Here is a 25,875-nt window from a genome sequence, read left to right on the forward strand (position 1 = left end):
AATATGCATAATCACCTACAACCAGAAATTATTTATTTTGAGGTGCTTATCGTGTGTTTTTTAGTTTTAATTTTTCTTCTCTATTTCTTTGCTGCAATAATAACTAATAAAAAATTTAGTAAATGGCCATGGCATCGTTATGTCTTTTGGAGTTTAGGTATTTTTTGTATAGGCACAGCTTTGGTAGGGCCATTAGCATCTTACGCTCATATGAGCTTTGTTGGTCATATGATTGGGCACCTATTACTCGGTATGCTCAGTCCGCTTCTCTTAGCACTTGCTAAGCCTATGACACTGTTACTGCGATCACTGAACGTATCAACTGCCAGAAGTCTTACATCTATATTAAAAAGCCACTTATTAAAATTTTTAACTCATCCTATTATAGCTACTACACTCAATATTGGTGGATTATGGTTACTTTATACCACACCGCTTTTTCATTTAATGCATCAATCTATTTTTCTATACGCGTTTGTTCACTTGCATGTATTTTTGGCTGGTTATCTGTTCACTATTTCTATTATTTATTTAGATATAACGCCTCATCAATATAGTCACTTATATCGTTCTTTAATATTGATTATAGCTCTAGCAGCTCATAAAATTTTATCTAAATATATTTATGCTTTTCCAACATCCGGCGTACCTAGACCAGAAGCAGAAGCGGGAAGCATATGGATGTATTATGGTGGCGATATTATTGATTTAATATTAATTATTATTCTTTGTTATCAATGGTATAAAGCAACAACTCCACGTGCTACAATGTCTTAAAAATCTTTTTAATAATGTGGTTATATTATAGAATTGAAATTATTAATTTATAACTTCTATATTTTTAAAACCAACATTATTTTATTACTTAGTTATCATTTAAAAATATAGATACTTATTATTAAAATTATTAAAAATGTACCTACAACTAATATAAAGCTGTACAAAAATGTAGCTATATTTCTTAATTTAGTAGTCTTAACCTCATTTGGATCGTTACCTTTCATAAACGCAACGATACGGTCATAGGTTTGTATATCGTATGATTTCTTAATGCTATCCACTTTAATAGAAGCCGTTATACCAATGCCTAATAATATAACTTCAATTATAGCTCCAACTGTTCCCCAATAATACATTGCTGGGCCAATTAAAATCGCGACCGTTAGCATTGGCCATATCATTAAATGCGTCCACAAGTTAAAGCGAGCTTTTCTTAATTTTTGCTCCATAATTTCTACATCTCCTTTGACTAAATCGTCTAAAGAAACATCGAACAATGAACTAAGCATTAATAAATTATGCACGTCAGGATAACTCTTATCATTTTCCCAGTTTGATATTGTTTGTCGTGAAACATATAATTTATTAGCTAAATCTTCTTGAGAAAGTTGATCACGTCGTCGAAAATATTTTATTTGATAACCTAAGTTCATTGCTTTTTGCTCCTTCTATTAGAGATTAAGATAAAATATATTATTAGACTATCAAAGTTCTTTAACATCTGCATAGTTTTCTTTGTCTAAATGCTTTTACATCCTAATTTAACAACTTTTTTAAGACTACCTTTAGACAGAACGACAAAAAAGGACGAGATTGAAACCAGTAAAGTTTCATATCTTCGCCCTCATGATAATCATATATCTAGGTATTTAGTAATCATTTAATCACTTAATTTTGATAACTGTATAGATTCAATAGTTAAAATTCATTCACATCTATACAATTAAATTAGTGATATGGCTAACTCAATTAATGTAGTTCTTCTTGACCACGTTTATTCCAAGTAAGTAAGAAACTGAGCATTGCTAATATACTAATCACTGTCAATAATACAAAACCAATATCCCAGCCAAAATGTTGCACTACAAATCCTAATACGATATTAGCCATTACAGCTCCAAATAAATAACCAAACAATCCTGTTAACCCTGCAGCAGTTCCAGCTGCTTTCTTAGGAACATAATCTAATGCTTGTAAGCCAATTAACATTACAGGTCCGTAGATAAGGAACCCAATAGCAATGAGTGAGACGTTATCTAACCAAGCGTTGCCAGGAGGATTCAACCAATATATAAGTACAAATATCGTTACACCCAACATGAAGACAAATCCTGCTGGACCACGACGTCCCTTAAATAATTTATCAGATAGATAACCGCATAACAATGTACCAGGGATACCCGCCCATTCATATAGGAAGTACGCCCAACCTGACTCACTCAGATTGAATTGCTTCTCTTCACTTAAATATGTAGGCGCCCAATCTAACACTCCATAACGTACAAAATAAACAAATATATTTGCAAAGGCAATTGCCCACACCCATTTATTATTTAGAACATATTTAAATAAAATTTCTTTCGTAGTCAGTTCTGTCTCTAATGTCTGTTTAGATGATGTAGAATAGTCATTATTATAATATTCAATTGGTGGTAACCCCTGTGACTGAGGTGTATCTCTAATTAAACAATATGAAATGATCGCAATAATGATGGCTAATATTGCTGGATAAATGAATACACCTTCAAAGCCTTTTAAATAACCAAAATTATATAGTGCTGTCATGGAAATACCCCATGTCGCTATAGGCGCCATTAGACCGCCGCCTACATTATGAGCTACATTCCATATTGAAGTCTTACTACCACGTTCACTGACGCTATACCAATGGACTAGAACACGTCCTGAAGGCGGCCATCCCATCCCTTGGAACCATCCATTTAAAAATAGTAACACGAACATAATTGTAATACTTGATGTAAAGAAAGGCACAAAACCAAGTAATAAATTTACAATTGCCGTTAGTATTAAGCCTAAAGTTAAAAATATGCGCGCATTACTCCGGTCACTAATGGTTCCCATTATAAACTTACTAAAACCATAAGCAATTGAAATTGCTGAAAGTGCAATACCAAGTTCACCTTTACTAAATCCATCTTCAATTAATGATGGCATCGCTAATGAAAAGTTTTTACGTAATAAATAATAACCTGCATAACCAATGAAAATACCTAAGAATACTTGAAAACGTAATTTCTTGTATGTATCATCAACTTGCTCCTTAGGCAAAGGTTCTATATGTTTTGCTGGTTTTAAAAATTTAAACACCGAATCACTCCTGACTTAATATACTTTTGATATATGATTTATAAAATATCATCATTATATTATATTCAAAAGTAAAATATAGCAAGGCGTTTTGCAGATTTTTTATAAATTAGATAATTTTTTATAAATAATTGAATATTAGAAAAAGCAAGAATTAAAAATTAAAAATATACTCGCTTTTTATAACAAATAATTTTTTATTAGCCTATTTAATAAACTGACAGCTTATCTTTTTAATATTAAACACATTTTTTATTAATATCACGTTACCTGTTGTTGTTGATATGGAACAGGATGATCTAATTCAAATTGAGCGCCGGTAGCAATTTTCTTATATTGATAACCAAAGTAAGCAACCCATAATATGGTCAGCACAAATGCGAGTATATAGCTCAAATTAAGGTCTAAGCCTAAACCAATTTTCTGACTTAAAATATAAGTGAATATATTCCATGTCATAAATACAGCTGGTATAGCTGCAACCCAGAAGTTCTTTTTCGCTATTAATAAATACATGGCGCCTACCCACAATGCCACTACAGCAGTTGTCTGGTTAGCCCAAGAGAAATAACGCCATAAAACTGTGAAGTCAACTTGTGTTAATCCAAAACTTATAACAAATAATGGTGCAGCAACTATAATTCTTTTTACAATACTGCGCTGTCCATAATTCAAATAATCTGCAATAATCATTCTTGCACTACGAAAAGATGTATCCCCACTTGTTATCGGTAGTATGATAACGCCTAATACAGCAATTGTACCGAAGACAGAACCTAATAATAGATGCGAAGCTTGACTAACTACTAGCGCCGCTTCACCACGCGCTAACACATCATTTAAGCCATTATAGCCATTAAATAGACTCATTCCAGCTGCTGCCCATATCATTGCAATAATACCTTCTGCAATCATCATACCGTAAAAAATGAAACGACCATTCTTTTCCTTATTAGTTGTTCTTGAAATAATAGGTGTTTGTGTCGCATGAAAACCAGATAATGCGCCACAAGTAATGGTAAAGAATAATAATGGAAAAATAGATGCGCCATCAGGATGCATATTCTTTAAACTTAACTCAGGAATAGGAGCACCTGTTTGAATAAGACGGAACCCAATGCCTACTGCACTCACTAAGAGTAAAGCACCAAATATTGGATATATACGGCCAATTATTTTATCTATTGGTAAAATTGTAGAGAGTACATAATATAAAAAAATAACAAATATAATAATACCTAGAGCAATACGACCATCCATTAAATTATGTAAAAGTAAGGCTGGACTTGTTACAAAAACTGTACCTGTTAACAACAATAATAAAATTGAAAATATATTAACGAAATGTTTCATAACTTGTCCCAAAAATTTACCTGCAAGTTCAGGTAAATGTGCCCCTTTGTTTCTTATCGAAATCATTCCAGTTAAATAATCATGTACGGCACCTGCAAATATACAGCCAAAAACAATCCAAATAAATGCTACTGGGCCATATAAAGCCCCCATAATCGGACCAAATATAGGACCAACTCCTGCAATATTCAATAATTGGATCAGTGAATTAGATGATGTTTTCATAGGTAAATAATCTACATTATCCCTTTGATGATACGCTGGTGTAGGCCTCTCTTCTTTTGTTCCGAACATTTTATCGATATATTTCCCATAAGTGAAATACCCAATAATAAGTATAATAATAGAAACTATAAATGTGATCATGTTACCATTCCCCCTTAAGATAACGTGAAAGCGTTTTCTTAATTTAATCATAAATAGTATTTTTTCACAATGTTCCGTTAATGTTTTATTCTAATTTGTTTCATAGAAATTGATAATAATATTATATGAAGAACAATCAATGTTTACTTAATTTTTTCAATTGATTATACTATTTAACAAAGATAACTACATAGTTAGTTTTCGATTATTGTAAAATTATGCTGAAATTAATCAGACTAGACACACCCATGAATACTACTAATATAAATGCAAACAATAAATAATTAAAAGTCGAGACAAATGATGTCTCGACCTCGGAACCCAGACGAATCTTAGGTTATAGTTCGTCTAAGATTTGTTTATTTATAGTTGTATAATTACTTTTCAAAACAGCAGTGGTCTTTCAAAACGAAGTTGGCTCTTTTATCAATTGATTTATTCAACATTAATAACACCACCACTGTTTAATTTATATATAATAATCTTTTCAGTATAATATTGACAGTGACTTGGACCGGCTCCTGTGGAAAGAACACTGCCGAAGACTACAGGCTAACCCAGCGCCAACGGAAAGTATGCACAAAAAAATGCCAACAAAGTCGGAGGCTTTGTCGACATTTTGAGGTCGAGACATCCATTTGTCTCGACCTTTATAAATCTAATATTTATATAATTTTATTTTAATTTCATAGTAATCATCGTGATCTTTAGCTTGATGTTCGAATTTAATACCACTTTTTTCAATAGACTCTAAGCTTTGACCAACTGCTTCACGAGCATCAGTTAAGTCTTTTTCAAACTCAAATCTACGGGCTTTAACTTTTTCAGGACCAAGTTTTTGTTTAACTCGTGCTTCTGTTTGTTTAACATTTAGTTTTTGGCTAATAACTGTTTCGACCAAGTCAACTTGATCTTCTTCTGATAAACTTAACATCGCACGTGCGTGACGCTCTGTAATCTTACCTTCACGTAGACGCTCTATTACTTTAGGCGCTAGTTTTAATAGTCTTAATTTATTTGCTATAAAACTTTGGCTTTTACCAACACTTTTGGCCAATTCACTCTGCGTGGTATCACCAATATCTAATAGCTTCTTATATGCTTCCGCTTCTTCTATAACAGATAGATTTTCACGTTGAATATTTTCAATTAAAGCTACTACAGCCGTTTCTTCATCATCTAAATATCTGATAATTACTTCCGCATGTGTTTTATTGAGTGTTTGTAACGCTCTAAATCTACGTTCACCTGCGATGATTTCAAACATATCTTCTTCGATTGGACGTACTACAATCGGTTGTAGCAAACCATGTTCTTCTATAGATTCTGCGAGTTCTTTAATCTTATTTGGCTCAAATACTTGTCTCGGTTGATAACGGTTTGGCACAATGCGTTCGGTATGAATAGATTCAACGTTATTATGATCCTCTTCAATATAACCAACAATGTCATCTTTGTTCTTTAAACCAAATAATTTAGAAAAAGGTTTCTTCATTTATTATGCGCTCCCTCTAAATTAATTGTATTGAATTGAATTCTTTCTATTTTTCAAGTAACGGTGACTTATTCGGCGTTCCTGGTTTTCTTGGATATTTCTTAGGTGTTTGACTTCTTTTATCAATGATAATCATCTGTCTTTCACCTGCGTTTTCAGGTAATTCGTATGAAATGGTATCCAAAACTTTACCACCTAGGACACCTATACCAAAACGTGCTTCTTCCAATTCTTCTTCACCTTTAGAAGATTTTAAAGCAATAAATTGCCCACCCTTTTTAACTAATGGAATACACAATTCACTCAATACCGAAAGTCTTGCAACTGCACGTGCAGTCACAATATCATAAGACTCCCTGTAGACTCCCTTGCCAAATGTTTCAGCACGATCATGTACAAAACTAACACGCTCTAAATCTAAAGCATCTGCCAGTTGGTTTAAAAAATGTATTCGCTTATTCAATGAATCTACAATCGTAACTTTTAAATTTGGAAAAATAATTTTTAAAGGAATGCTAGGAAAACCAGCACCAGCACCTATGTCACATATTGTTAATTCTTTAGTTAAATCCGTATAAAAACTAGCCGCAATTGAATCATAAAAATGTTTCAAATATACTTCATGTTCCTCTGTAATACTTGTCAGATTCATTTTTTCATTCCACTCTACAAGCATTTGATAATACGTTTGAAACTGTTGTTGTTGTTTGTCTGAAAGTTCAATTCCATGTGTACTGAGTTGCTTAGTTAACCATGTTACACTCATTTTAATTATTCACCCTTTGAATTTTACCTTGTTCAAGAAATACAAGTAAGATTGAAATATCGGCTGGATTCACACCTGAAATACGAGAAGCTTGCGCAATATTTAAAGGCTTAACTTCTGCTAATTTTTCTCTTGCTTCCGTAGCTAAACTATCTACTTTGCTATAGTCTAAATCCTCTGGAATTTTCTTCTCTTCCATACGTTTAACTTTTTCAACTTGTTGTAATGACTTATTGATATATCCTTCATATTTTGTTTGAATTTCAACTTGTTCTTCAACATCTGAAGGTAATTGATGTGATTCATCTAAGATTTCAAGGATTAAATCATATGTCATTTCTGGACGGCGTAGTAATTCTAAAGCTAATATACCATCTTTTAGACGTGAACCGCCTTGTGCTTCAATAATTGCTTGTACACGTTCATTTGGTTTAACACGAATGCCCTGTAGACGTTCTTGTTCTGCTTTAATCATGTCGCGTTTTTCATTGAAGCGTGCATAACGTTCTTCAGAAACCATACCTAATTCATAACCTAAGTCTGTTAAACGTAAATCAGCATTGTCATGTCTTAACAGTAAACGATATTCTGCACGAGAAGTTAATAAACGATAAGGTTCATTCGTACCTTTAGTAATAAGGTCATCTATAAGTACACCGATATAAGCATCAGAACGACTTAATATGACTTCTTCTTTACCTTGAACTCTGGCTGCTGCATTAATACCTGCCATAATACCTTGGCCGGCCGCTTCTTCATAACCAGAAGTCCCATTAATTTGACCAGCTGTATATAAGTTTTTTATTTTTTTAGTTTCAAGTGTTGGCCATAATTGTGTAGGTACTAGCGCATCGTATTCAATTGCGTACCCTGCACGCATCATGTCCGCTTTTTCTAAGCCAGGAATAGTTTCTAGCATTTGACGTTGGACATGTTCTGGTAAACTTGTTGATAAACCTTGAACATAAACTTCATTTGTATTTCTACCTTCTGGTTCTAAGAATAACTGATGACGCGGTTTATCATTGAAACGAACAAACTTATCTTCAATTGAAGGACAGTATCTTGGACCAGTACCTTTAATCATACCTGAGTACATAGCTGATAAATGTAAATTATCATCAATTACTTGGTGTGTATCACCATTTGTATACGTTAACCAACATGGTAATTGATCTAAAATATACTCTGTTGTTTCAAAACTAAATGCTCTACCCACGTCATCACCTGGTTGAATTTCTGTTTTAGAGTAATCAATTGTTTTTGCATTAACACGTGGTGGTGTTCCTGTTTTGAATCTAACTACATCAAATCCAAGTCCTCTTAAGTTATCAGCAAGTGAAATAGACGGTAATTGGTGGTTTGGACCACTAGAATACTTCATGTTTCCTAGTATAATCTCTCCACGTAAAAACGTACCTGTTGTGATGATTACTGCCTCTGCCCAGTATTCTGTTCCAATATTAGTACGCACACCTTTAATTACATCGTCTTCAATAATTAAATCGTCTACCATACCTTGCATAATATCAAGGTTGTCTTCATCTTCAATAACTTTCTTCATTTCTTGTTGATATAACACTTTATCAGCTTGAGCACGCAAAGCTCTAACTGCTGGTCCTTTACCAGTATTTAACATGCGCATTTGAATGTGTGTTTTATCAATTGTCTTGGCCATTTGACCGCCTAATGCGTCAATTTCACGTACAACAATACCTTTTGCTGGGCCACCAACTGATGGGTTACATGGCATAAACGCAATGTTATCTAGGTTAATTGTTAACATTAACGTTTTGGCACCACGTCTCGCTGAGGCAAGTCCTGCCTCAATACCAGCATGCCCGGCTCCTATTACTATTACATCATATTCTTGAGCCATAATTTTTCCTCCTTATTATTTTCCTAAGCAGAATTGACTAAATAATTGATCAATCAATTCATCACTTGCAGATTCTCCGATAATTTCACCTAAAATTTCCCAAGTTCTAGTTAAGTCTATCTGTATCATATCCATTGGTATGCCTGTTTCTGCTGCGTCTATAGCATCTTGAATTGTATTTCTTGCCTGTTTCAGTAACGAGATATGCCTTGAATTCGATACATATGTCATATCTTGGTTTTGAACATCGCCACCAAAGAATAAATCTCTGATTTGTATTTCTAATTGGTCAATGCCTTCTTGTTTTAACATAGACGTTTGTATCAACGGCATATCGCCAATCATTTCTTTAACTTCATCTAAATCTAATTGTTTGTCTAAGTCCATCTTATTTACGATGACAATGGCATCTTCGTTTTTAATAACTTCGTATAATTTACGGTCTTCTTCAGTTAATCGCTCATTATAATTAAGTACAAATAAGATTAAATCAGCTTCGCCAAGTGCTTTTCTAGAACGCTCTACACCAATACGTTCTACAATATCTTCAGTCTCACGTATTCCAGCTGTGTCTACAAGCCTTAATGGCACGCCTCTTACATTAACGTATTCTTCTAATGTATCTCTTGTTGTTCCAGGTACTTCGGTCACTATAGCCTTGTTATCTTGAATAAGATTATTAAGCATAGATGATTTACCTACATTTGGTTTACCGACTATTACTGTAGCTAAGCCTTCTCTCATAATCTTACCTTGCGTACCTGTATCAAGTAATTTATTAATTTCAGTTTTAATTTTATTAGATTTATCCAATAAGACTTCTGTTGTAGCATCTTCTACATCATCATATTCTGGATAATCTATATTAACTTCAACTTGTGCGAGAATTTCGAGAATGGATTGTCGCTGTCGTTTAATCATATCACTTAAACGACCTTCTATTTGATTCATTGCAACTTTAGATGCGCGATCGGTCTTAGAACGAATAAAATCCATAACTGCTTCGGCTTGAGATAAATCAATACGACCATTTAAAAACGCACGTTTTGTGTATTCACCCGGTTCTGCCATACGAGCACCATATGTCATTGTTAATTCTAATATCCTATTTATTGTCAAAATACCGCCATGACAGTTTATTTCAACAATATCTTCTCTTGTAAAAGTTTTAGGTGCTCTTAATACACTGACCATAACTTCTTCTACTACTTCATTTGATTCAGGATCAATTATATGACCATAATTAATGGTATGAGATGCCACATCTTCAAGCTTTTCTTTACCCTTAAATAACTTATCTGCAATTTCTACTGAATCAATACCAGATAAACGTACGATTCCTATTGCCCCTTCACCCATTGGCGTGGATATACTCGTTATCGTATCTAAATCCATCATCCATCTCGCCTCCTTGTTGAACTCATTTTTTGTCATTATAATATTTTAAAGACTTTCCTATTAAAAAGCGAACATATTGTTTCGAAAAATTTAAAAATACATCAAAAGCTAGCCTAAGGTTTGTCTGATGTCAGTCTTACTTCAGTCTTATTTTAGCTTCCCCTGCCCTGCCTAAATACGCTTATTAAAAACTTTCGCTATTTTCAAAACATGTTCTAAGCTAGACTGTATTTGTAAAGTGTCCATATGTTTTGCTGGTTGCCTTGCAATTACAATAATTTCTATTGGTATAATATTTTCCTTATGAACTTTAAAGTTTTCTCTAATCGCTCTCTTAATCCGATTTCTAACAACTGCATTACCCAACTTTTTAGAAACACTAATACCTAATCGAAAATGTTCTAGCTCTTTATTAACTTTTGTATATACTACAAACTGTTTATTAGCTACTGATTTCCCTTTTTTATAAATGAATTGAAAATCACTATTCTTTTTAATTCGGTACGCTTTCTCCACCAAACATCACTCACTTATCTATTCATTACATATATTCATATATATATGTTATATATCTATAATTGTCTTAAAACAGCAATTAAATTCAGCGTATTCACTAATCATTTTGCTAAATTAAAACCAAAAAAAAGACCACTGATGAGTCAGTGATCTTATGCTGATAATACTTTACGGCCTTTACGACGACGACGCGCCAAGACTTTACGACCATTTTTTGTGCTCATGCGTTTTCTGAAACCATGAACTTTACTATGTTTACGTTTATTTGGTTGATAAGTACGTTTTACCATGCAAAAACACCTCCATCTTTATTCGGTTCTATACTATTATAATAGATAAATTAATATACGTTTCTGCCTTTAAGTCTTGATTTAACTGTTATTAATTTCTAGTCATAATTCAAGCAACTACTACAATATAACAAAATATATTTTATAAAGCAAGTATCAATTTGAGTGACTCTTTTAAAATAGCTTCAGAGCAATAATACTATTTCTTTTACTATTTATATTGAAGAAACTTAACAACTATCACTTCAATATTGTTGTTGAATTGTATCATACTCCCCTTTTATACATAACCATTTATCCCTAATTTCCATTATACATTTTTCATACATATTTTATAAATTATTTCCCAAGCCCACAAAACGCTAAAAATTTGATATACTGTTTATTCCTTAAAGTTATCCACTTATACACAGTGGTACGATACATATTTGTGGATAAAATATATATTATTCACAGGATTCCATACAATTTAACAACATATTCACACCCATTTGACAGAGGTTCATGTTAAAAAGTATAATTGTGTGGATAAGTCGTGTAGATATTGATAGATACAGGGTTTAATTTATTAAATTATATTGTAAAAGTCTGTGTATAAATCATAGAACTAGATTAGTTATCCACCGATTGTGTGTAACTTGTGGATAATTATCAACAGGCTGTGATTCTTTTTAATTACACTTGTTACTTTTGTGTATAACTTTTAAAATTTACGAAAGTTGGAGTTAGTTATTATGTCAGAAAAAGAAATTTGGGAAAGAGTTCTAACCTTAGCTCAAGAAAAAGTTAGTTATCCTAGCTATCAAACTTTTCTTAAAGATACGAAACTTTATCAACTACAAAACAATGAAGCCATTGTAGTTATAGATGATCCTTTTGTTGCTAATTGGTTAAAATCGAATTACGTTGAAATTGTTCAAAGTGCCTTATACGAAGCAATTGGTCATGAAATTATGCCTGTTTTCTATACAGAAGATGAATTGGAAAACTTAAATCCAAGTAAAAATCAAGAAACTAATGAGGTTGAGCAATTCAAAAAAGAATATACACCTGGAGTAGATGAAGCTGCTATTGGCGGAGAACAATTCAATACACATAATACATTTGAAACATTTGTTATTGGACCTGGCAACAGATTTCCTCACGCAGCAAGCCTTGCAGTTGCTGAAGCGCCTGCACAAGCATACAATCCATTATTTATTTATGGTGGCGTTGGTTTAGGTAAAACCCATTTGATGCATGCGATCGGACATTATGTATTAGCAAACAATCCTGATGCTAAAGTTATTTATACTTCAAGTGAAAAATTTACCAATGAATTTATTAAATCTATCCGAGATAATAAGACTGAACGTTTTAGAGAAAAATATCGTAATATTGATGTACTTCTCATTGATGATATTCAATTTATTCAAAATAAAGAACAAACACAGGAAGAATTCTTCCATACGTTTAATGAATTACATCAAGCAAATAAGCAAATTGTTATTTCCAGTGATAGACCACCTAAAGAAATTGCTAAACTTGAAGATCGACTACGTTCACGTTTTGAATGGGGACTAATTGTTGACATTACGCCGCCTGATTATGAAACAAGAATGGCAATTTTACAGAAAAAAATTGGCGAAGAAAACTTAGATATTCCGACTGAAGCACTTACCTATATCGCAAATCAAATTCAGTCAAATATTCGTGAACTTGAAGGTGCGTTAACTCGTGTATTAGCATTTTCGAAATTACAAGGTCAACCTATTACAACTGAATTAACAGCTGCAGCGTTGAAAGATATTATTCAAGCACCTAAATCTAAAAAGATCACCATACAAGATATTCAAAAAATTGTCGGCCAATACTATAGTGTGAAAATTGAAGACTTTAGCGCAAAAAAACGTACAAAATCAATTGCTTATCCTAGACAAATTGCGATGTATCTTTCTCGTGAACTAACAGATTTTTCACTTCCTAAAATTGGCGAAGAATTTGGTGGACGTGATCATACTACTGTTATTCATGCACACGAAAAAATCGTAAAAGATATACAAAATGATCCAACTTTTAAGCAAGAAGTTGAAAATTTAGAAAAAGAAATAAGAAATCAGTAAAACATTCTGTACTATAACAGTTTTATTGTAGTTTATTTGAGGAATAACATGATGGAACTATTTTTGTGAATTGTGGATAATGTGTAAAAGTCATACACACTGTGCACAAGTTATCCACACCTTTGAAAGGGTGACGCCATCACTTAAATTTGAGTTATCCCCTAATCCACAAGCCCTACTACTATTACTACTGTTTTAAAACCTATATAATTTAATATATAAACGACTGGAAGGAGTTTAATATGATGGAATTCACAATTAGAAGAGATTATTTTATTAATCAATTAAATGACACGTTAAAAGCCATCTCACCAAGAACAACATTACCAATCTTAACTGGTATAAAAATTGAAGTTAAAAATAACGAAGTAATACTTACTGGATCGGATTCAGAAATATCAATAGAAATCACTATACCTAAACAAGTTGATGGTGAAACTATTATTGAAATTGCAGAAACTGGTTCAGTGGTACTTCCTGGTCGTTTCTTTGTAGATATTATTAAAAAATTACCAGGTAAAGAAGTTAAATTGTCTACCAATGAACAATTCCAAACATTAATAACATCTGGTCATTCTGAATTTAACTTAAGTGGTTTAGATCCTGATCAATACCCATTATTACCACAAGTTTCTCGTGATGATGCAATTCAATTGTCAGTTAAAGTACTTAAAAACGTGATAGCACAAACGAATTTCGCAGTGTCCACCTCAGAAACACGCCCAGTACTAACTGGTGTCAACTGGCTTATACAAGATAATGAATTAATATGCACAGCTACAGATTCACACCGCCTGGCTGTGAGAAAAGTAGCGTTAGAAGACGATTCTGAAAATAAAAATGTCATCATTCCAGGTAAGGCATTGTCTGAATTAAATAAAATTATGTCTGACAACGAAGACGATATCGACATTTTCTTTGCATCTAATCAAGTACTTTTCAAAGTAGGTAATGTAAACTTTATTTCACGTTTATTAGAAGGTCATTATCCTGATACATCTCGTTTATTCCCAGAGAATTACGAAATTAAGTTAGGCATTGATAACGGTGAGTTCTATCATGCAATTGATCGTGCATCATTATTAGCGCGTGAAGGCGGAAATAATGTAATAAAATTAAGCACAGGTAATGAATTAGTAGAATTATCTTCGACATCTCCAGAAATAGGTACTGTGAATGAAGAAGTTAAAGCAAGTAATGTAGATGGTGGTAACTTAAAAATTTCTTTCAATTCAAAATATATGATGGATGCACTTAAAGCCATTGATAATGATGAAGTGGAAATAGAATTTTTCGGAACTATGAAGCCATTTATTTTAAAACCAAAAGATGATGACTCAGTTACTCAACTTATTTTACCAATTAGAACATACTAAATTAGTATAAAATGTGAATAAGTGAGCCATAGCAACTAAATTAAGCAGCATATAATGAGATATGCATAGCATGAAACAGTTAACTAAGGCATATTTAAACAATTTTATTAACTGGCTAATTAACTTTGCAGGAGCGAGACTATGAAACCAATTTGTACGTTGGTTTCTGTCCGTTCCTTTTTTTATGGGATTTCAACAAAAATAAAAAGAAATGTGACGCATTGAAACGTGTATACAAGAAAGGATAATGCTAAAAAAGTGAGCGAATTAAGAGAAGATAAAATAAATTTTAATGATTAGAGGCATATAGAGGGCCAATATAAGCCCAAAATAGATATTAGTGGGCCCAAACATCATAACCAAAAAAAATACGCTAAAAATAGCTTAAAATGCAATTTTTAGTTAAGTGCATAAAAATTATGAATTTTATAGCAACACTTTATAATTTGTTTTTAAATAATGATTTGGAGATAGATTGATATTAATTTTAAAGAAATAGATTATTAATCATTAATTTTTGATATAATATTACTAGTAAAGAGCTGTTATAAACAACTTTGAAACTAAATATAAAAAAATAGTTAAAATAAGTTGGAAGAAATCGCTTACTCACTGTATTTTACATGAAATTTTTCGCAAAAAAAGGTATAATATATAAGTGAGCTTAAAAGAAATGGAGTGATTGATTTGGTTGAAGAGGTAATCGTTGATGGGGACATTACTTTAGGACAATTTCTAAAGACAGAAGGTATTATCGAATCTGGCGGACAAGCAAAATGGTTCTTACAAGATTTTGACGTCATGATTAATGACGAGCGTGAAACACGTCGTGGTAAAAAATTAAATCATAGAGATAGCATTGTTATACCAGAAGTCGGTTCATTTTTGATTTTACATCAAGGTGAAGAATGAAATTAAAGAAACTCCAACTAGAGCATTATCGAAATTACGAGTCAATCAGTTTAAATTGTCATCCTGACGTAAATATTTTGATCGGTGAAAATGCTCAAGGGAAGACAAACTTACTTGAATCAATATATACCTTAGCATTAGCAAAAAGCCATCGAACATCTAATGACAAAGAACTGATACGTTTCAATAGCGATTATGCTAAAATAGAAGGTGAACTTAGCTATAGATATGGCGAGATGCCTTTAACGATGTATATTACCAAAAAAGGCAAGCAAGTTAAAATCAATCACTTAGAGCAAAGTAGACTGACACAATATATAGGTCATTTAAATGTCGTATTGTTTGCGCCTGAAGATTTAAACATTGTCAAAGGATCACCACAAGTTAGACGCAGATTTATAGATATGGAACTTGGTCAAATATCTGCAGTATATTTAAATGATTTATCACAATATCAGAGGATTTTAAAACAAAAAAATAATTATTTGAAGCAACTGCAATATGGTCAAAAGACGGACAGTACAATGCTAGAAGTCTTAAATCAACAATTTGCAGAGTATGCGCTCAAAATTACACAAAGACGTGAACATTTTATTAAAGAACTTGAATCACTAGCTAAACCTATCCATTCTGGTATTACCAATGAACGTGAAACATTGTCATTAGAGTACTTGCCAAGTATTAAATTGGCAGATGAAGAACAAAGTGAGACGGAACGCTTAGAGGAAGTCTTAACCTTACTTAATGACAATATGGAACGCGAGAAAGACAGAGGCGTATGTTTATATGGCCCTCACAGAGATGATTTAGGTTTTAATGTAAATGGTATGGACGCTCAGACATACGGTTCGCAAGGTCAACAGCGAACAACAGCACTATCAATAAAACTCGCAGAAATTGAGTTGATGAATATTGAAGTCGGTGAGTATCCAATATTATTGCTAGATGATGTATTAAGTGAATTAGATGATTCGCGTCAATCTCATTTATTGAGCACTATTCAACATAAAGTGCAGACTTTTGTAACGACGACATCCGTAGATGGTATAGAACATGAAATTATGAAAAACGCTAAACTTTATCGCATTAACCAAGGCGAAATTATAAAGTAACAGAAAGTGAAGGTGGAAGCATTGTCAGATGTGAACAACACGGAAGATTATGGTGCTGGACAGATACAAGTATTAGAAGGTCTAGAAGCGGTACGTAAAAGACCTGGTATGTATATAGGATCAACTTCAGAAAAAGGTTTACACCATCTTGTATGGGAAATTGTCGATAATAGTATTGATGAAGCACTTGCAGGGTATGCTAACCAAATCGAAGTTGTTATTGAAAAAGATAATTGGATTAAAGTAACAGATAATGGGCGTGGTATCCCGGTTGGTATACAAGAAAAAATGGGACGCCCAGCAGTTGAAGTTATTTTAACAGTACTTCATGCCGGTGGTAAATTCGGCGGTGGCGGATACAAAGTTTCTGGTGGTCTACATGGTGTAGGTTCTTCTGTAGTAAACGCTTTATCTGAAGACCTGGAAGTTTATGTATATAAAGATCGTCAAGTCTATCATCAAGCTTATAAAAAGGGTGTTCCTCAATTCGATTTGAAAGTAGTTGAAGAAACAGATGATGATAATACTGGTACAGTGATTCGCTTTAAAGCTGATCCTGAGATTTTTACAGAGACGACTGAATATCACTATGAGACATTGCAACAACGTACAAGAGAACTTGCTTTCTTAAATAAAGGTATTTCAATTACTTTAAGAGATGAACGTGGTGAAGAAGTAAGAGAAGACACTTATCACTATGAAGGTGGTATTAAGTCTTATGTTGAGATGTTAAATGAAAACAAAGAGCCATTACATGAAGAGCCTATATATGTCCATCAAACAAAAGATGATATTGAGGTTGAAATTGCATTACAATACAACAAAGGCTTTGCAACTAACTTATTAACTTATGCGAATAATATACACACTTATGAAGGTGGTACACATGAAGAAGGCTTTAAACGAGCACTTTCTCGTGTATTAAATAGTTATGGGATAAGTAGTAAAATTATCAAAGATGATAAAGAGAGACTTTCAGGTGAAGATACACGTGAAGGTTTAACAGCGATTGTCTCAATCAAACATGGTGATCCTCAATTTGAAGGGCAAACAAAAACAAAATTAGGTAACTCTGAGGTACGTCAAGTCGTTGATAAATTATTCTCTGAGTTGTTCGAGCGCTTCTTATTAGAGCATCCGCAAGTAGGACGCATTGTTGTTGAAAAAGGTATTATGGCTTCTCACGCACGTCTTGCTGCGAAAAAAGCACGCGAAGTGACACGTCGTAAATCTGCTTTAGAAATTTCGAGTTTACCTGGTAAACTTGCAGATTGTTCTAGTAAAGATCCTTCCAGAAGTGAAATCTTTATAGTAGAGGGTGACTCTGCCGGTGGGTCTACAAAATCAGGTAGAGACTCAGAAACGCAAGCGATTTTGCCATTACGTGGTAAGATATTAAACGTTGAAAAAGCTCGCTTAGATAGAATATTAAATAATAATGAAATCCGTTCTATGATTACAGCATTTGGTACAGGTATTGGTGGAGAATTTGATTTAAGCAAAGCTCGTTACCACAAAATTGTACTGATGACTGATGCTGACGTCGATGGTGCGCATATTAGAACGTTGCTATTAACATTCTTCTATCGCTTTATGAGACCGTTAATAGAAGCAGGCTATGTATATATTGCTCAACCACCTTTATTCAAATTGACACAAGGTAAACAAAAATATTATGTGTTTAATGAACGTGAGTTGGAAAAACTTAAAGCTGAGTTAGATCCTACACCGAAATGGTCAATTGCACGTTATAAAGGTCTTGGTGAAATGAACGCAGACCAATTGTGGGAAACAACAATGAACCCAGAAAATAGAGCTATGTTACAAGTATCATTAGATGATGCGATAGAGGCAGATCAAGTTTTTGAAATGCTCATGGGAGATGTTGTTGAGAATCGTAGACAGTTTATTGAAGATAACGCAGTCTATGCCAACCTAGATTTCTAATAGAATGAACTGAATTTTTGAAGGAGGATATCTTGATGGCTGAATTACCTGAATCAAGAATTAATGAACGAAATATAACGAGTGAGATGCGCGAATCATTTTTAGATTATGCGATGAGCGTTATTGTATCGCGTGCTTTACCAGATGTTAGAGATGGTTTGAAACCAGTACATCGACGTATATTGTATGGTTTACATGAACAAGGTATGACACCAGATAAGTCATACAAGAAGTCTGCCCGTATTGTTGGGGACGTAATGGGTAAATATCACCCACATGGTGACTCATCTATTTATGAAGCGATGGTAAGAATGGCACAAGACTTCAGCTATCGATATCCTTTAATTGATGGACAAGGTAACTTTGGTTCAATGGATGGCGATGGCGCAGCGGCGATGCGTTATACTGAAGCACGTATGTCTAAGATTACATTAGAAATGCTTAGAGATATAAACAAAGATACGATTGATTTTATAGATAACTACGATGGTAATGAGAGAGAGCCAGCAGTCTTACCATCAAGGTTCCCAAACTTACTAGTTAATGGTGCTTCAGGGATTGCAGTAGGTATGGCTACAAATATTCCACCACATAATTTAACAGAAGTTATTAATGGTGTATTGAGTTTAAGTTATAACCCTGATATTACTATTGCGGAATTGATGGAAGATGTTCAAGGCCCTGACTTCCCAACGGCGGGAATTATACTTGGAAAGAGTGGTATTCGTCGTGCCTTTGAAACAGGCCGTGGATCTATTCAAATGCGTTCTCGTGCTGAAATTGAAGAACGTGGTGGTGGACGTCAACGCATTGTCGTTACAGAAGTTCCATATCAAGTAAATAAAGCACGTATGATTGAAAAAATTGCAGAATTAGCACGTGATAAAAAGATTGAAGGTATCACAGATTTACGTGACGAAACAAGTTTACGTACAGGTGTACGTGTTGTTATTGATATTCGTAAAGATGCAAACGCAAGTGTCGTACTAAATAATTTATACAAACAAACTCCATTACAAACATCATTTGGTGTGAATATGATTGCTTTAGTTAACGGCAGACCTAAATTAATTTCATTGAAAGAAGCTTTAGAAGAATATTTAGAGCATCAAAAAGTAGTAGTACGTAGACGTACAGAATACAACTTGAAGAAAGCATTAGATCGCGCACATATTTTAGAAGGGCTAAGAATTGCATTAGATCATATCGATGAAATCATTCGAGTGATCCGTGAATCAGAAACTGATAAAGTAGCGATGGCTAGCTTACAAGAACAATTTAAATTATCTGAACGTCAAGCTCAAGCTATCTTAGACATGCGTTTAAGACGTTTGACAGGTTTAGAGCGAGACAAGATTGAATCTGAATATAATGAATTGATAGCATATATTGAGGAATTAAAAGAGATTCTTGCTGATGAAGAAAAATTATTACAAATCGTCCGCAATGAATTAATCGATATACGTGAACGTTACGGTGATGAACGCAGATCTGAAATTCAACTTGGCGGACTAGATGATATCGAAGATGAAGATTTAATACCTGAAGAACAAATCGTGATTACATTAAGTCACAATAACTATATTAAACGTTTACCAGTTTCTACGTATAGAGCGCAACATCGTGGTGGACGTGGCGTACAAGGTATGAATACACTTGAGGAAGACTTTGTTAGTCAACTCGTAACGTTAAGTACACACGATAATGTATTGTTCTTTACTAATAAAGGACGCGTGTACAAACTTAAAGGTTATGAAGTGCCTGAGTTATCACGTCAGTCTAAAGGTATTCCAGTAGTCAATGCGATTGAACTCGATAATGACGAATCAATCAGTACTATGATTGCCGTTAAAGACTTAGAAAGTGAAGATGATTACTTAGTATTTGCAACACTCAAAGGTAGAGTGAAGCGTTCTGCATTGAGTAACTTCTCTCATATCAATAAAAACGGTAAGATTGCGATTAGCTTCAAAAATGATGATGAACTGATTGCTGTTCGTCTCACTGATGGAGAACAAGACATTCTGATTGGTACATCTCATGCATCACTAATACGCTTTAACGAAACTACATTGCGTCCGCTGGGTCGTACAGCAGCAGGAGTTAAAGGTATTACACTTAGAGAAGATGATAAAGTTGTCGGTTTAGATGTCACTAATGCTGAGAGCGATGAAGAGATTCTAGTCGTTACTGAAAATGGATACGGTAAACGTACCCCAGTCGATGATTACAGATTATCAAACCGTGGCGGTAAAGGTATAAAAACAGCTACAATTACTGAGCGTAATGGTAACATTGTATGTATTACTTCAGTAACTGGAGAAGAAGACCTGATGGTTGTAACAAACTCAGGCGTCATTATTCGTATTGATGTAGAAGATATCTCGCAAAATGGCCGTGCTGCTCAAGGTGTAAGATTGATTAAATTGGGGGAAAACCAAATTGTATCAACAGTAGCTAAAGTTAATGAGGAAGATGAAATTAAAGAAGTTGATGAATCCACTGAAGCTATAGCATCTGATGTAGACAACGACAACGCATCACAAACTGATTTACAAGGTTCACAAAATAGTGAAGCCATTGTAGAAGATGATGCGCCAGGAAATGCAATTCATACAGAAGTTGAAGACGAGGAAAATACGTCAAACAATGATGGACGACAAGAAGTAAGACAAGACTTCATGGATCGTGTTAATGAAGATATAGACAACGCGGATCATGGAACTGATGAAGACAATGAAGAAGAATAACTTTAATAAAAAGACCTACCTCGTATGAGGTAGGTCTTTTTGTATTATTCATTTTCTAATGATTTCATAGCAATTGGAATTTCACTAATAAGTCTAGAAGGCGGAACGACATACATTTTTTCAGCTAATTGTTCGCCAATAAAACTGTGTGTATATGTCGCACTTGTAACAGCTTCTTCGATATCATTAAATTGTCCAACAAAGCTAGTTATCATACCAGATAAAGTATCACCCATGCCTCCAGTGGCCATCGCTGGTGTACCAATAGGTAGTTTGTAATCTTTATCTTTAAAGTAAAGTTCTGTACCGTGCATCTTCAGTATAATTGTGGCACCAATACGGTCTACCGCTTCACGATTACGTTCATAAGTTTGTTCATCTATCGGGATACCACTTAAACGTTCCCACTCTTTTTGATGTGGTGTGAATATGACTTTACAAGTTGGAATCTCAGGTTTCAATTTACTGAAAATCGTAATAGCATCACCATCTACTATCAAAGTTTGATGAGGTTGTATATTTTGAAGTAGGAAAGTAATTGCATTATTACCTTTAAAGTCACAACCTAACCCAGGACCGATTAAAATACAATCTGTGTTTTCAATCATTTTTGTTAACATTTTTGTATCATTTATATCGATTACCATTGCCTCAGGACAACGTGAATGCAAAGCAGCATGATTTGTTGGATGAGTCGCTACTGTTATTAAACCACTACCACTGTATACACATGCTCGTGCTGCAAGCATGATTGCACCACCTAAGTTCGCATTACCACCAATTAAAAGAATTCTACCATAATCACCTTTATGTGTTTCATCTTTTCGCTTTGGGATGCTCACTGATGATAAAGTTTCCATATTGAAACCTCCTTCTTAAATTACTGAATGTGTGTAAAGTTCTGTATTTTAATAAAGAAAATTAACTGACTAACATATTAAAGAGGTTCTGCTTTTAAAAGTAATTATGACAATTGCAGAACGGTCTGTATTTCAGTTAATTCTCCTTCGTTTTTTGTAATAAGAATTATAAATACAATAAGAAATATTATACCTGGTTGTGCTATTAGTCAATAGTTAAAAGCGTTAAGAAATTATTAATTTCAATAAACTTATTTTTATTACAGCTTTATCCCATTAAAACAGTAATTTAATACCATGTTACGGATATTGGTTAAGCTATTGTCCAACAAAAAATGTAAGCGTATACTCAAAATAATTAGAAAAAAATATTAATCAAGGAGATGGAAAGATGACATTACAACTTAATGGGGAAACATTAACGATTAATGATATTAAACAGTTTTTAAATAGAGAAGATAAAGTAGAAGTTACAGAAGATGCGTTTGAACGTGTGAAAAAGAGTCGCCAAACAGTTGAAGCTATTATAGAGAATAAAGAAACAATTTATGGAATTACAACTGGTTTTGGTTTGTTTAGTGATGTACGTATAGACGAAGGAGAATACAACCAATTACAAGTCAATTTAATTCGTTCACACGCATGTGGTATAGGGAAACCATTTTCAGAAGAAGTTGCATTAGTGATGATGGTATTAAGATTGAATACATTATTAAAAGGGCACTCTGGTGCAACTATAGATTTAGTAGAACAACTGATTTATTACATTAACGAAAGAATTATACCTGTTATTCCACAACAAGGATCATTAGGTGCTTCTGGAGATTTAGCGCCACTATCACATTTGGCTTTAGCATTAATAGGGGAAGGTAATGTCTTTTATAAAGGTGAAGAAGTAGACAGTCGGTACGTCTTAAATCAGTTAAATCGCAAAGCATTAGATTTACAAGCTAAAGAAGGGCTTGCGTTGATTAATGGTACACAAGCAATGACTGCTCAAGGAGTTATAAATTATATAGAAGCGGAAGACCTAGGTTATCAGGCGGAGTGGATTGCTTCTCTTACACACCAAGCTTTAAATGGTATTACAGATGCCTATAATGACAAGGTACATAAAGTTCGAAATTTCCAAGAACAAATAGATGTTGCGGCTAGGATGTTAGACTGGTTGGAAGGTTCAGAATTGACGACGACTCAAGGTGAAATACGTGTGCAGGATGCTTATACTTTGCGCTGTATCCCTCAAATTCATGGTGCTAGCTTCCAAGTATTCAATTATGTGAAGGAAAAGTTAGAGTTTGAAATGAATGCTGCAAATGATAATCCACTTATATTTGATGAAGATGATGAACCCCTTGTTATCTCAGGAGGAAATTTCCATGGTCAACCTATAGCGTTTGCTTTAGACTTTTTAAAACTAGGCGTAAGTGAATTAGCGAACGTTTCAGAGAGACGTCTAGAACGCTTGGTAAATCCTCAATTAAATAATGGACTACCGGCCTTTTTAAGTCCCCAACCGGGATTACAAAGTGGTGCAATGATTATGCAGTATGCTGCAGCAAGTCTTGTTTCAGAAAATAAAACACTCGCACACCCAGCAAGTGTTGATTCTATACCGTCTTCCGCTAACCAAGAAGATCATGTTTCCATGGGGACTATAGCTTCAAGACATGGCTACCAAATGATTGAAAATGCTCGTCGTGTATTGGCAATCGAAACAATCATCGCTCTGCAAGCTGTTGAATATAAAGATATTGATAAGTTATCACCTAAGACGTATGAAAAATATCAAGAACTACGTCATATTGTGCCATCTATCACAGAAGATAGACAATTTCATAAAGATATTGAAGCAGTATCACAATATTTGCGCGATATTGCTTATATGGATGAGATATAATTGACATAAATACTATCACTCTTGAAAAAAATGATGTTATTTGCTATATTTAATTTAACTTAATAAGTCATTGTTCGTAGGATAAGTAGTATTAATTTTTCGGTTTCAGAGAGCCTGTGTTGAGTGTGAACAGGTAGCCAAGGTTAATGTGAATCTACCTACTATTAAGAGAACAATCGGATTTAACCGTTATTTTTGTGAGAGTGCAGTCTAATTTTAGACTGTTAAATAGGGTGGCAACACGTAGACCACGTCCCTTGTAGAGGGATGTGGTCTTTTTTGCGTGTTTATCCCAAATTTTTAAAAATTGAAAGGATGGATGAAGCTATGTTAGATATTAAATTATTTCGTAATGACCCTGATTTCGTTAAAGAAAAAGTAGCTAAGCGAGGTATGGAAGATACAGTAGTAGATGAAGTACTAGAATTAGATGAACAGCGTCGTCAGTTAATTAGTAAAGCTGAAGAAATGAAAGCTGAGCGTAATAAAGTTAGTGGTGAAATTGCTCAGAAGAAACGTAATAAAGAAGATGCAGATGATGCAATCGCAGCAATGCGTAAACTTGGTGATGAAATTAAAGTTTTAGATGATACACTTAATCAAGTTGATGTGGATCTTAACGATAAATTATCACGCATTCCAAATATTATTCATGATGATGTGCCTGAAGGTGCTACAGACGAAGATAATGTAGAAGTTAAACGTTGGGGTACGCCAAGAACATTTGATTTTGAAGAAAAAGCACATTGGGATTTAGTAGAAGAATTAAAAATGGTTAATTTTGAACGTGCAGCTAAAGTATCTGGAGCTAGATTCGTCTTCTTAACAGGCGAAGGTGCACAATTAGAAAGAGCATTAATGAATTATATGATTACGAAACATACAACACAACATGGTTATACAGAAATGATGGTACCACAATTAGTTAACGCTGATTCAATGTATGGTACTGGTCAATTACCTAAGTTTGAAGAAGACTTGTTTAAAGTTGAAAAAGAAGGACTATATACTATACCAACTGCAGAAGTACCGCTGACAAATTATTACCGTAATGAAATTATCGGACCGGATGAATTACCAGCTAAATTCACTGCCCAATCAGCATGTTATCGTAGTGAAGCGGGTTCAGCTGGTCGTGATACAAGAGGCCTTATTCGTTTACATCAATTCGATAAAGTTGAAATGGTTCGTTTTGAAAAACCAGAAGATTCTTGGCAGGCTTTAGATGAGATGACTGGACATGCAGAAGCAATTTTAGAAGAATTAGGCTTACCATACCGTCGTGTTATTTTATGTACAGGTGATATTGGTTTTGGTTCAAGTAAAACGTATGATTTAGAAGTTTGGTTGCCAAGCTATAATGAATATAAAGAAATAAGTTCTTGTTCAAATATTACTGATTTCCAAGCACGTCGCTCGAATATTCGTTTTAAACGTGATAAAAATGCTAAACCAGAATTAGCACATACACTTAATGGTAGTGGATTAGCAGTAGGGCGTACGTTTGCTGCAATAGTTGAAAATTACCAAAATGAAGATGGTTCTGTAACAATACCAGAAGCATTAGTTCCATATATGGGTGGTAAAACAGTCATCCGTCCTATTAAATAAATTATTAAAAGTGCGTAGTTAAAGTATTAGCTATGCACTTTTTTATGTACGGAGAGGGTAGGGGAGGCGTAAAAGTTGAGCATAAGAAATACATAAAATACGCACTATTAAAATAGTTAATTTGATTGAAAGTA

Annotated in this window: 19 protein-coding genes and 1 other annotated feature; of the genes, 9 read left to right on the forward strand and 10 right to left on the reverse strand. The window is 33.8% G+C overall.

Annotated elements, in window-relative coordinates; genetic code table 11:
• The first annotated feature begins 3 nt into the window (after positions 1-3).
• On the forward strand, positions 4-777 hold the full coding sequence (locus ACW5YJ_RS01340) for a cytochrome c oxidase assembly protein (protein WP_017723666.1): 774 nt from the start codon (positions 4-6) through the stop codon (positions 775-777).
• A gap of 95 nt (positions 778-872) precedes the next feature.
• On the opposite strand, the gene ACW5YJ_RS01345 is transcribed toward ACW5YJ_RS01340, so the two are convergent.
• The 9 genes from ACW5YJ_RS01345 to rpmH all read right to left on the reverse strand — a co-directional run bounded on the left by ACW5YJ_RS01345 (position 873) and on the right by rpmH (position 11,171).
• Positions 873-1,433, reverse strand: coding sequence for a helix-turn-helix domain-containing protein (locus tag ACW5YJ_RS01345; RefSeq protein ID WP_153671866.1), 561 nt, complete (start codon positions 1,431-1,433; stop codon positions 873-875).
• A gap of 316 nt (positions 1,434-1,749) precedes the next feature.
• Complete coding sequence (gene glpT / locus ACW5YJ_RS01350; protein WP_457338358.1) at positions 1,750-3,108, reverse strand: glycerol-3-phosphate transporter; 1,359 nt, start codon at positions 3,106-3,108, stop codon at positions 1,750-1,752.
• A 261-nt stretch (positions 3,109-3,369) separates the two neighbouring features.
• Positions 3,370-4,827: a carbon starvation CstA family protein gene (locus ACW5YJ_RS01355; RefSeq protein WP_107551925.1), complete on the reverse strand. Its 1,458-nt coding sequence runs from the start codon at positions 4,825-4,827 to the stop codon at positions 3,370-3,372.
• A gap of 658 nt (positions 4,828-5,485) precedes the next feature.
• The gene (locus ACW5YJ_RS01360; protein ID WP_017723670.1) at positions 5,486-6,322 is read right to left on the reverse strand and encodes a ParB/RepB/Spo0J family partition protein; all 837 of its coding nucleotides are present in this window, start codon (positions 6,320-6,322) and stop codon (positions 5,486-5,488) included.
• A gap of 46 nt (positions 6,323-6,368) precedes the next feature.
• Positions 6,369-7,088 (reverse strand): 16S rRNA (guanine(527)-N(7))-methyltransferase RsmG, encoded by a 720-nt coding sequence (gene rsmG, locus ACW5YJ_RS01365; protein WP_017723671.1) that lies wholly within the window; start codon positions 7,086-7,088, stop codon positions 6,369-6,371.
• A gap of 1 nt (position 7,089) precedes the next feature.
• On the reverse strand, positions 7,090-8,967 hold the full coding sequence (gene mnmG, locus ACW5YJ_RS01370) for a tRNA uridine-5-carboxymethylaminomethyl(34) synthesis enzyme MnmG (RefSeq protein WP_017723672.1): 1,878 nt from the start codon (positions 8,965-8,967) through the stop codon (positions 7,090-7,092).
• A 15-nt stretch (positions 8,968-8,982) separates the two neighbouring features.
• A complete protein-coding gene (gene mnmE / locus ACW5YJ_RS01375; protein WP_026113536.1) occupies positions 8,983-10,362 on the reverse strand; it encodes a tRNA uridine-5-carboxymethylaminomethyl(34) synthesis GTPase MnmE in 1,380 nt (459 codons plus the stop codon).
• A gap of 174 nt (positions 10,363-10,536) precedes the next feature.
• Entirely contained in the window at positions 10,537-10,884 is a 348-nt protein-coding gene (gene rnpA / locus ACW5YJ_RS01380; RefSeq protein WP_153672541.1) for a ribonuclease P protein component, read from the reverse strand.
• Positions 10,885-11,033: 149 nt separating this feature from the next.
• A complete protein-coding gene (gene rpmH, locus ACW5YJ_RS01385; protein ID WP_000240855.1) occupies positions 11,034-11,171 on the reverse strand; it encodes a 50S ribosomal protein L34 in 138 nt (45 codons plus the stop codon).
• Positions 11,172-11,905: 734 nt separating this feature from the next.
• On the opposite strand from rpmH, the gene dnaA reads away from it, so the two are divergent.
• The 6 genes from dnaA (at position 11,906) to gyrA (ending at position 21,370) form a co-directional block, all read left to right on the forward strand.
• Positions 11,906-13,273 carry a chromosomal replication initiator protein DnaA gene (dnaA, locus tag ACW5YJ_RS01390; RefSeq protein WP_457338359.1) on the forward strand — a complete coding sequence of 456 codons (1,368 nt, stop codon included), beginning with the start codon at positions 11,906-11,908 and terminating at the stop codon, positions 13,271-13,273.
• Positions 13,274-13,515: 242 nt separating this feature from the next.
• The gene (gene dnaN, locus ACW5YJ_RS01395) at positions 13,516-14,649 is read left to right on the forward strand and encodes a DNA polymerase III subunit beta (RefSeq protein ID WP_026113537.1); all 1,134 of its coding nucleotides are present in this window, start codon (positions 13,516-13,518) and stop codon (positions 14,647-14,649) included.
• 678 nt (positions 14,650-15,327) lie between these two features.
• Entirely contained in the window at positions 15,328-15,561 is a 234-nt protein-coding gene (yaaA, locus tag ACW5YJ_RS01400) for a S4 domain-containing protein YaaA (RefSeq protein WP_171914394.1), read from the forward strand.
• Positions 15,558-16,673, forward strand: coding sequence for a DNA replication/repair protein RecF (gene recF / locus ACW5YJ_RS01405; RefSeq protein ID WP_107551479.1), 1,116 nt, complete (start codon positions 15,558-15,560; stop codon positions 16,671-16,673). The genes yaaA and recF overlap by 4 nt, the downstream gene beginning before the upstream one ends.
• A gap of 12 nt (positions 16,674-16,685) precedes the next feature.
• Positions 16,686-18,620 (forward strand): DNA topoisomerase (ATP-hydrolyzing) subunit B, encoded by a 1,935-nt coding sequence (gene gyrB / locus ACW5YJ_RS01410; RefSeq protein WP_182477205.1) that lies wholly within the window; start codon positions 16,686-16,688, stop codon positions 18,618-18,620.
• 35 nt (positions 18,621-18,655) lie between these two features.
• Positions 18,656-21,370 (forward strand): DNA gyrase subunit A, encoded by a 2,715-nt coding sequence (gene gyrA, locus ACW5YJ_RS01415; RefSeq protein ID WP_107551478.1) that lies wholly within the window; start codon positions 18,656-18,658, stop codon positions 21,368-21,370.
• Between the two features lie 44 nt (positions 21,371-21,414).
• Here gyrA and ACW5YJ_RS01420 read toward each other — a convergent pair whose 3' ends face one another.
• Positions 21,415-22,230: an NAD(P)H-hydrate dehydratase gene (locus tag ACW5YJ_RS01420; protein WP_017723680.1), complete on the reverse strand. Its 816-nt coding sequence runs from the start codon at positions 22,228-22,230 to the stop codon at positions 21,415-21,417.
• A 391-nt stretch (positions 22,231-22,621) separates the two neighbouring features.
• Here ACW5YJ_RS01420 and hutH point away from each other — a divergent pair, with 391 nt between their 5' ends.
• Both hutH and serS read left to right on the forward strand, forming a co-directional pair.
• Positions 22,622-24,130 (forward strand): histidine ammonia-lyase, encoded by a 1,509-nt coding sequence (gene hutH, locus ACW5YJ_RS01425; protein ID WP_457338360.1) that lies wholly within the window; start codon positions 22,622-22,624, stop codon positions 24,128-24,130.
• Positions 24,131-24,200: 70 nt separating this feature from the next.
• Positions 24,201-24,391 (forward strand) — a binding site (T-box leader).
• Positions 24,392-24,457: 66 nt separating this feature from the next.
• Positions 24,458-25,741, forward strand: a complete 1,284-nt coding sequence (serS, locus tag ACW5YJ_RS01430; RefSeq protein ID WP_135092501.1) for a serine--tRNA ligase — start codon at positions 24,458-24,460, stop codon at positions 25,739-25,741.
• Positions 25,742-25,875: the final 134 nt, after the last annotated feature.

This window comes from Staphylococcus sp. mip270_02 (assembly GCF_054031535.1).

Coding starts and splice junctions, on each gene's coding strand:
- serS (WP_135092501.1), top strand. CDS start 24,458: ATGTTAGATATTAAATTATTTCGTAATGACCCTGATTTCGTTAAAGAA.
- dnaA (WP_457338359.1), top strand. CDS start 11,906: ATGTCAGAAAAAGAAATTTGGGAAAGAGTTCTAACCTTAGCTCAAGAA.
- ACW5YJ_RS01420 (WP_017723680.1), bottom strand. CDS start 22,230: ATGGAAACTTTATCATCAGTGAGCATCCCAAAGCGAAAAGATGAAACA.
- hutH (WP_457338360.1), top strand. CDS start 22,622: ATGACATTACAACTTAATGGGGAAACATTAACGATTAATGATATTAAA.
- mnmE (WP_026113536.1), bottom strand. CDS start 10,362: ATGGATTTAGATACGATAACGAGTATATCCACGCCAATGGGTGAAGGG.
- ACW5YJ_RS01355 (WP_107551925.1), bottom strand. CDS start 4,827: ATGATCACATTTATAGTTTCTATTATTATACTTATTATTGGGTATTTC.
- rsmG (WP_017723671.1), bottom strand. CDS start 7,088: ATGAGTGTAACATGGTTAACTAAGCAACTCAGTACACATGGAATTGAA.
- recF (WP_107551479.1), top strand. CDS start 15,558: ATGAAATTAAAGAAACTCCAACTAGAGCATTATCGAAATTACGAGTCA.
- ACW5YJ_RS01340 (WP_017723666.1), top strand. CDS start 4: ATGCATAATCACCTACAACCAGAAATTATTTATTTTGAGGTGCTTATC.
- ACW5YJ_RS01345 (WP_153671866.1), bottom strand. CDS start 1,433: ATGAACTTAGGTTATCAAATAAAATATTTTCGACGACGTGATCAACTT.
- gyrA (WP_107551478.1), top strand. CDS start 18,656: ATGGCTGAATTACCTGAATCAAGAATTAATGAACGAAATATAACGAGT.
- dnaN (WP_026113537.1), top strand. CDS start 13,516: ATGATGGAATTCACAATTAGAAGAGATTATTTTATTAATCAATTAAAT.
- ACW5YJ_RS01360 (WP_017723670.1), bottom strand. CDS start 6,322: ATGAAGAAACCTTTTTCTAAATTATTTGGTTTAAAGAACAAAGATGAC.
- rpmH (WP_000240855.1), bottom strand. CDS start 11,171: ATGGTAAAACGTACTTATCAACCAAATAAACGTAAACATAGTAAAGTT.
- mnmG (WP_017723672.1), bottom strand. CDS start 8,967: ATGGCTCAAGAATATGATGTAATAGTAATAGGAGCCGGGCATGCTGGT.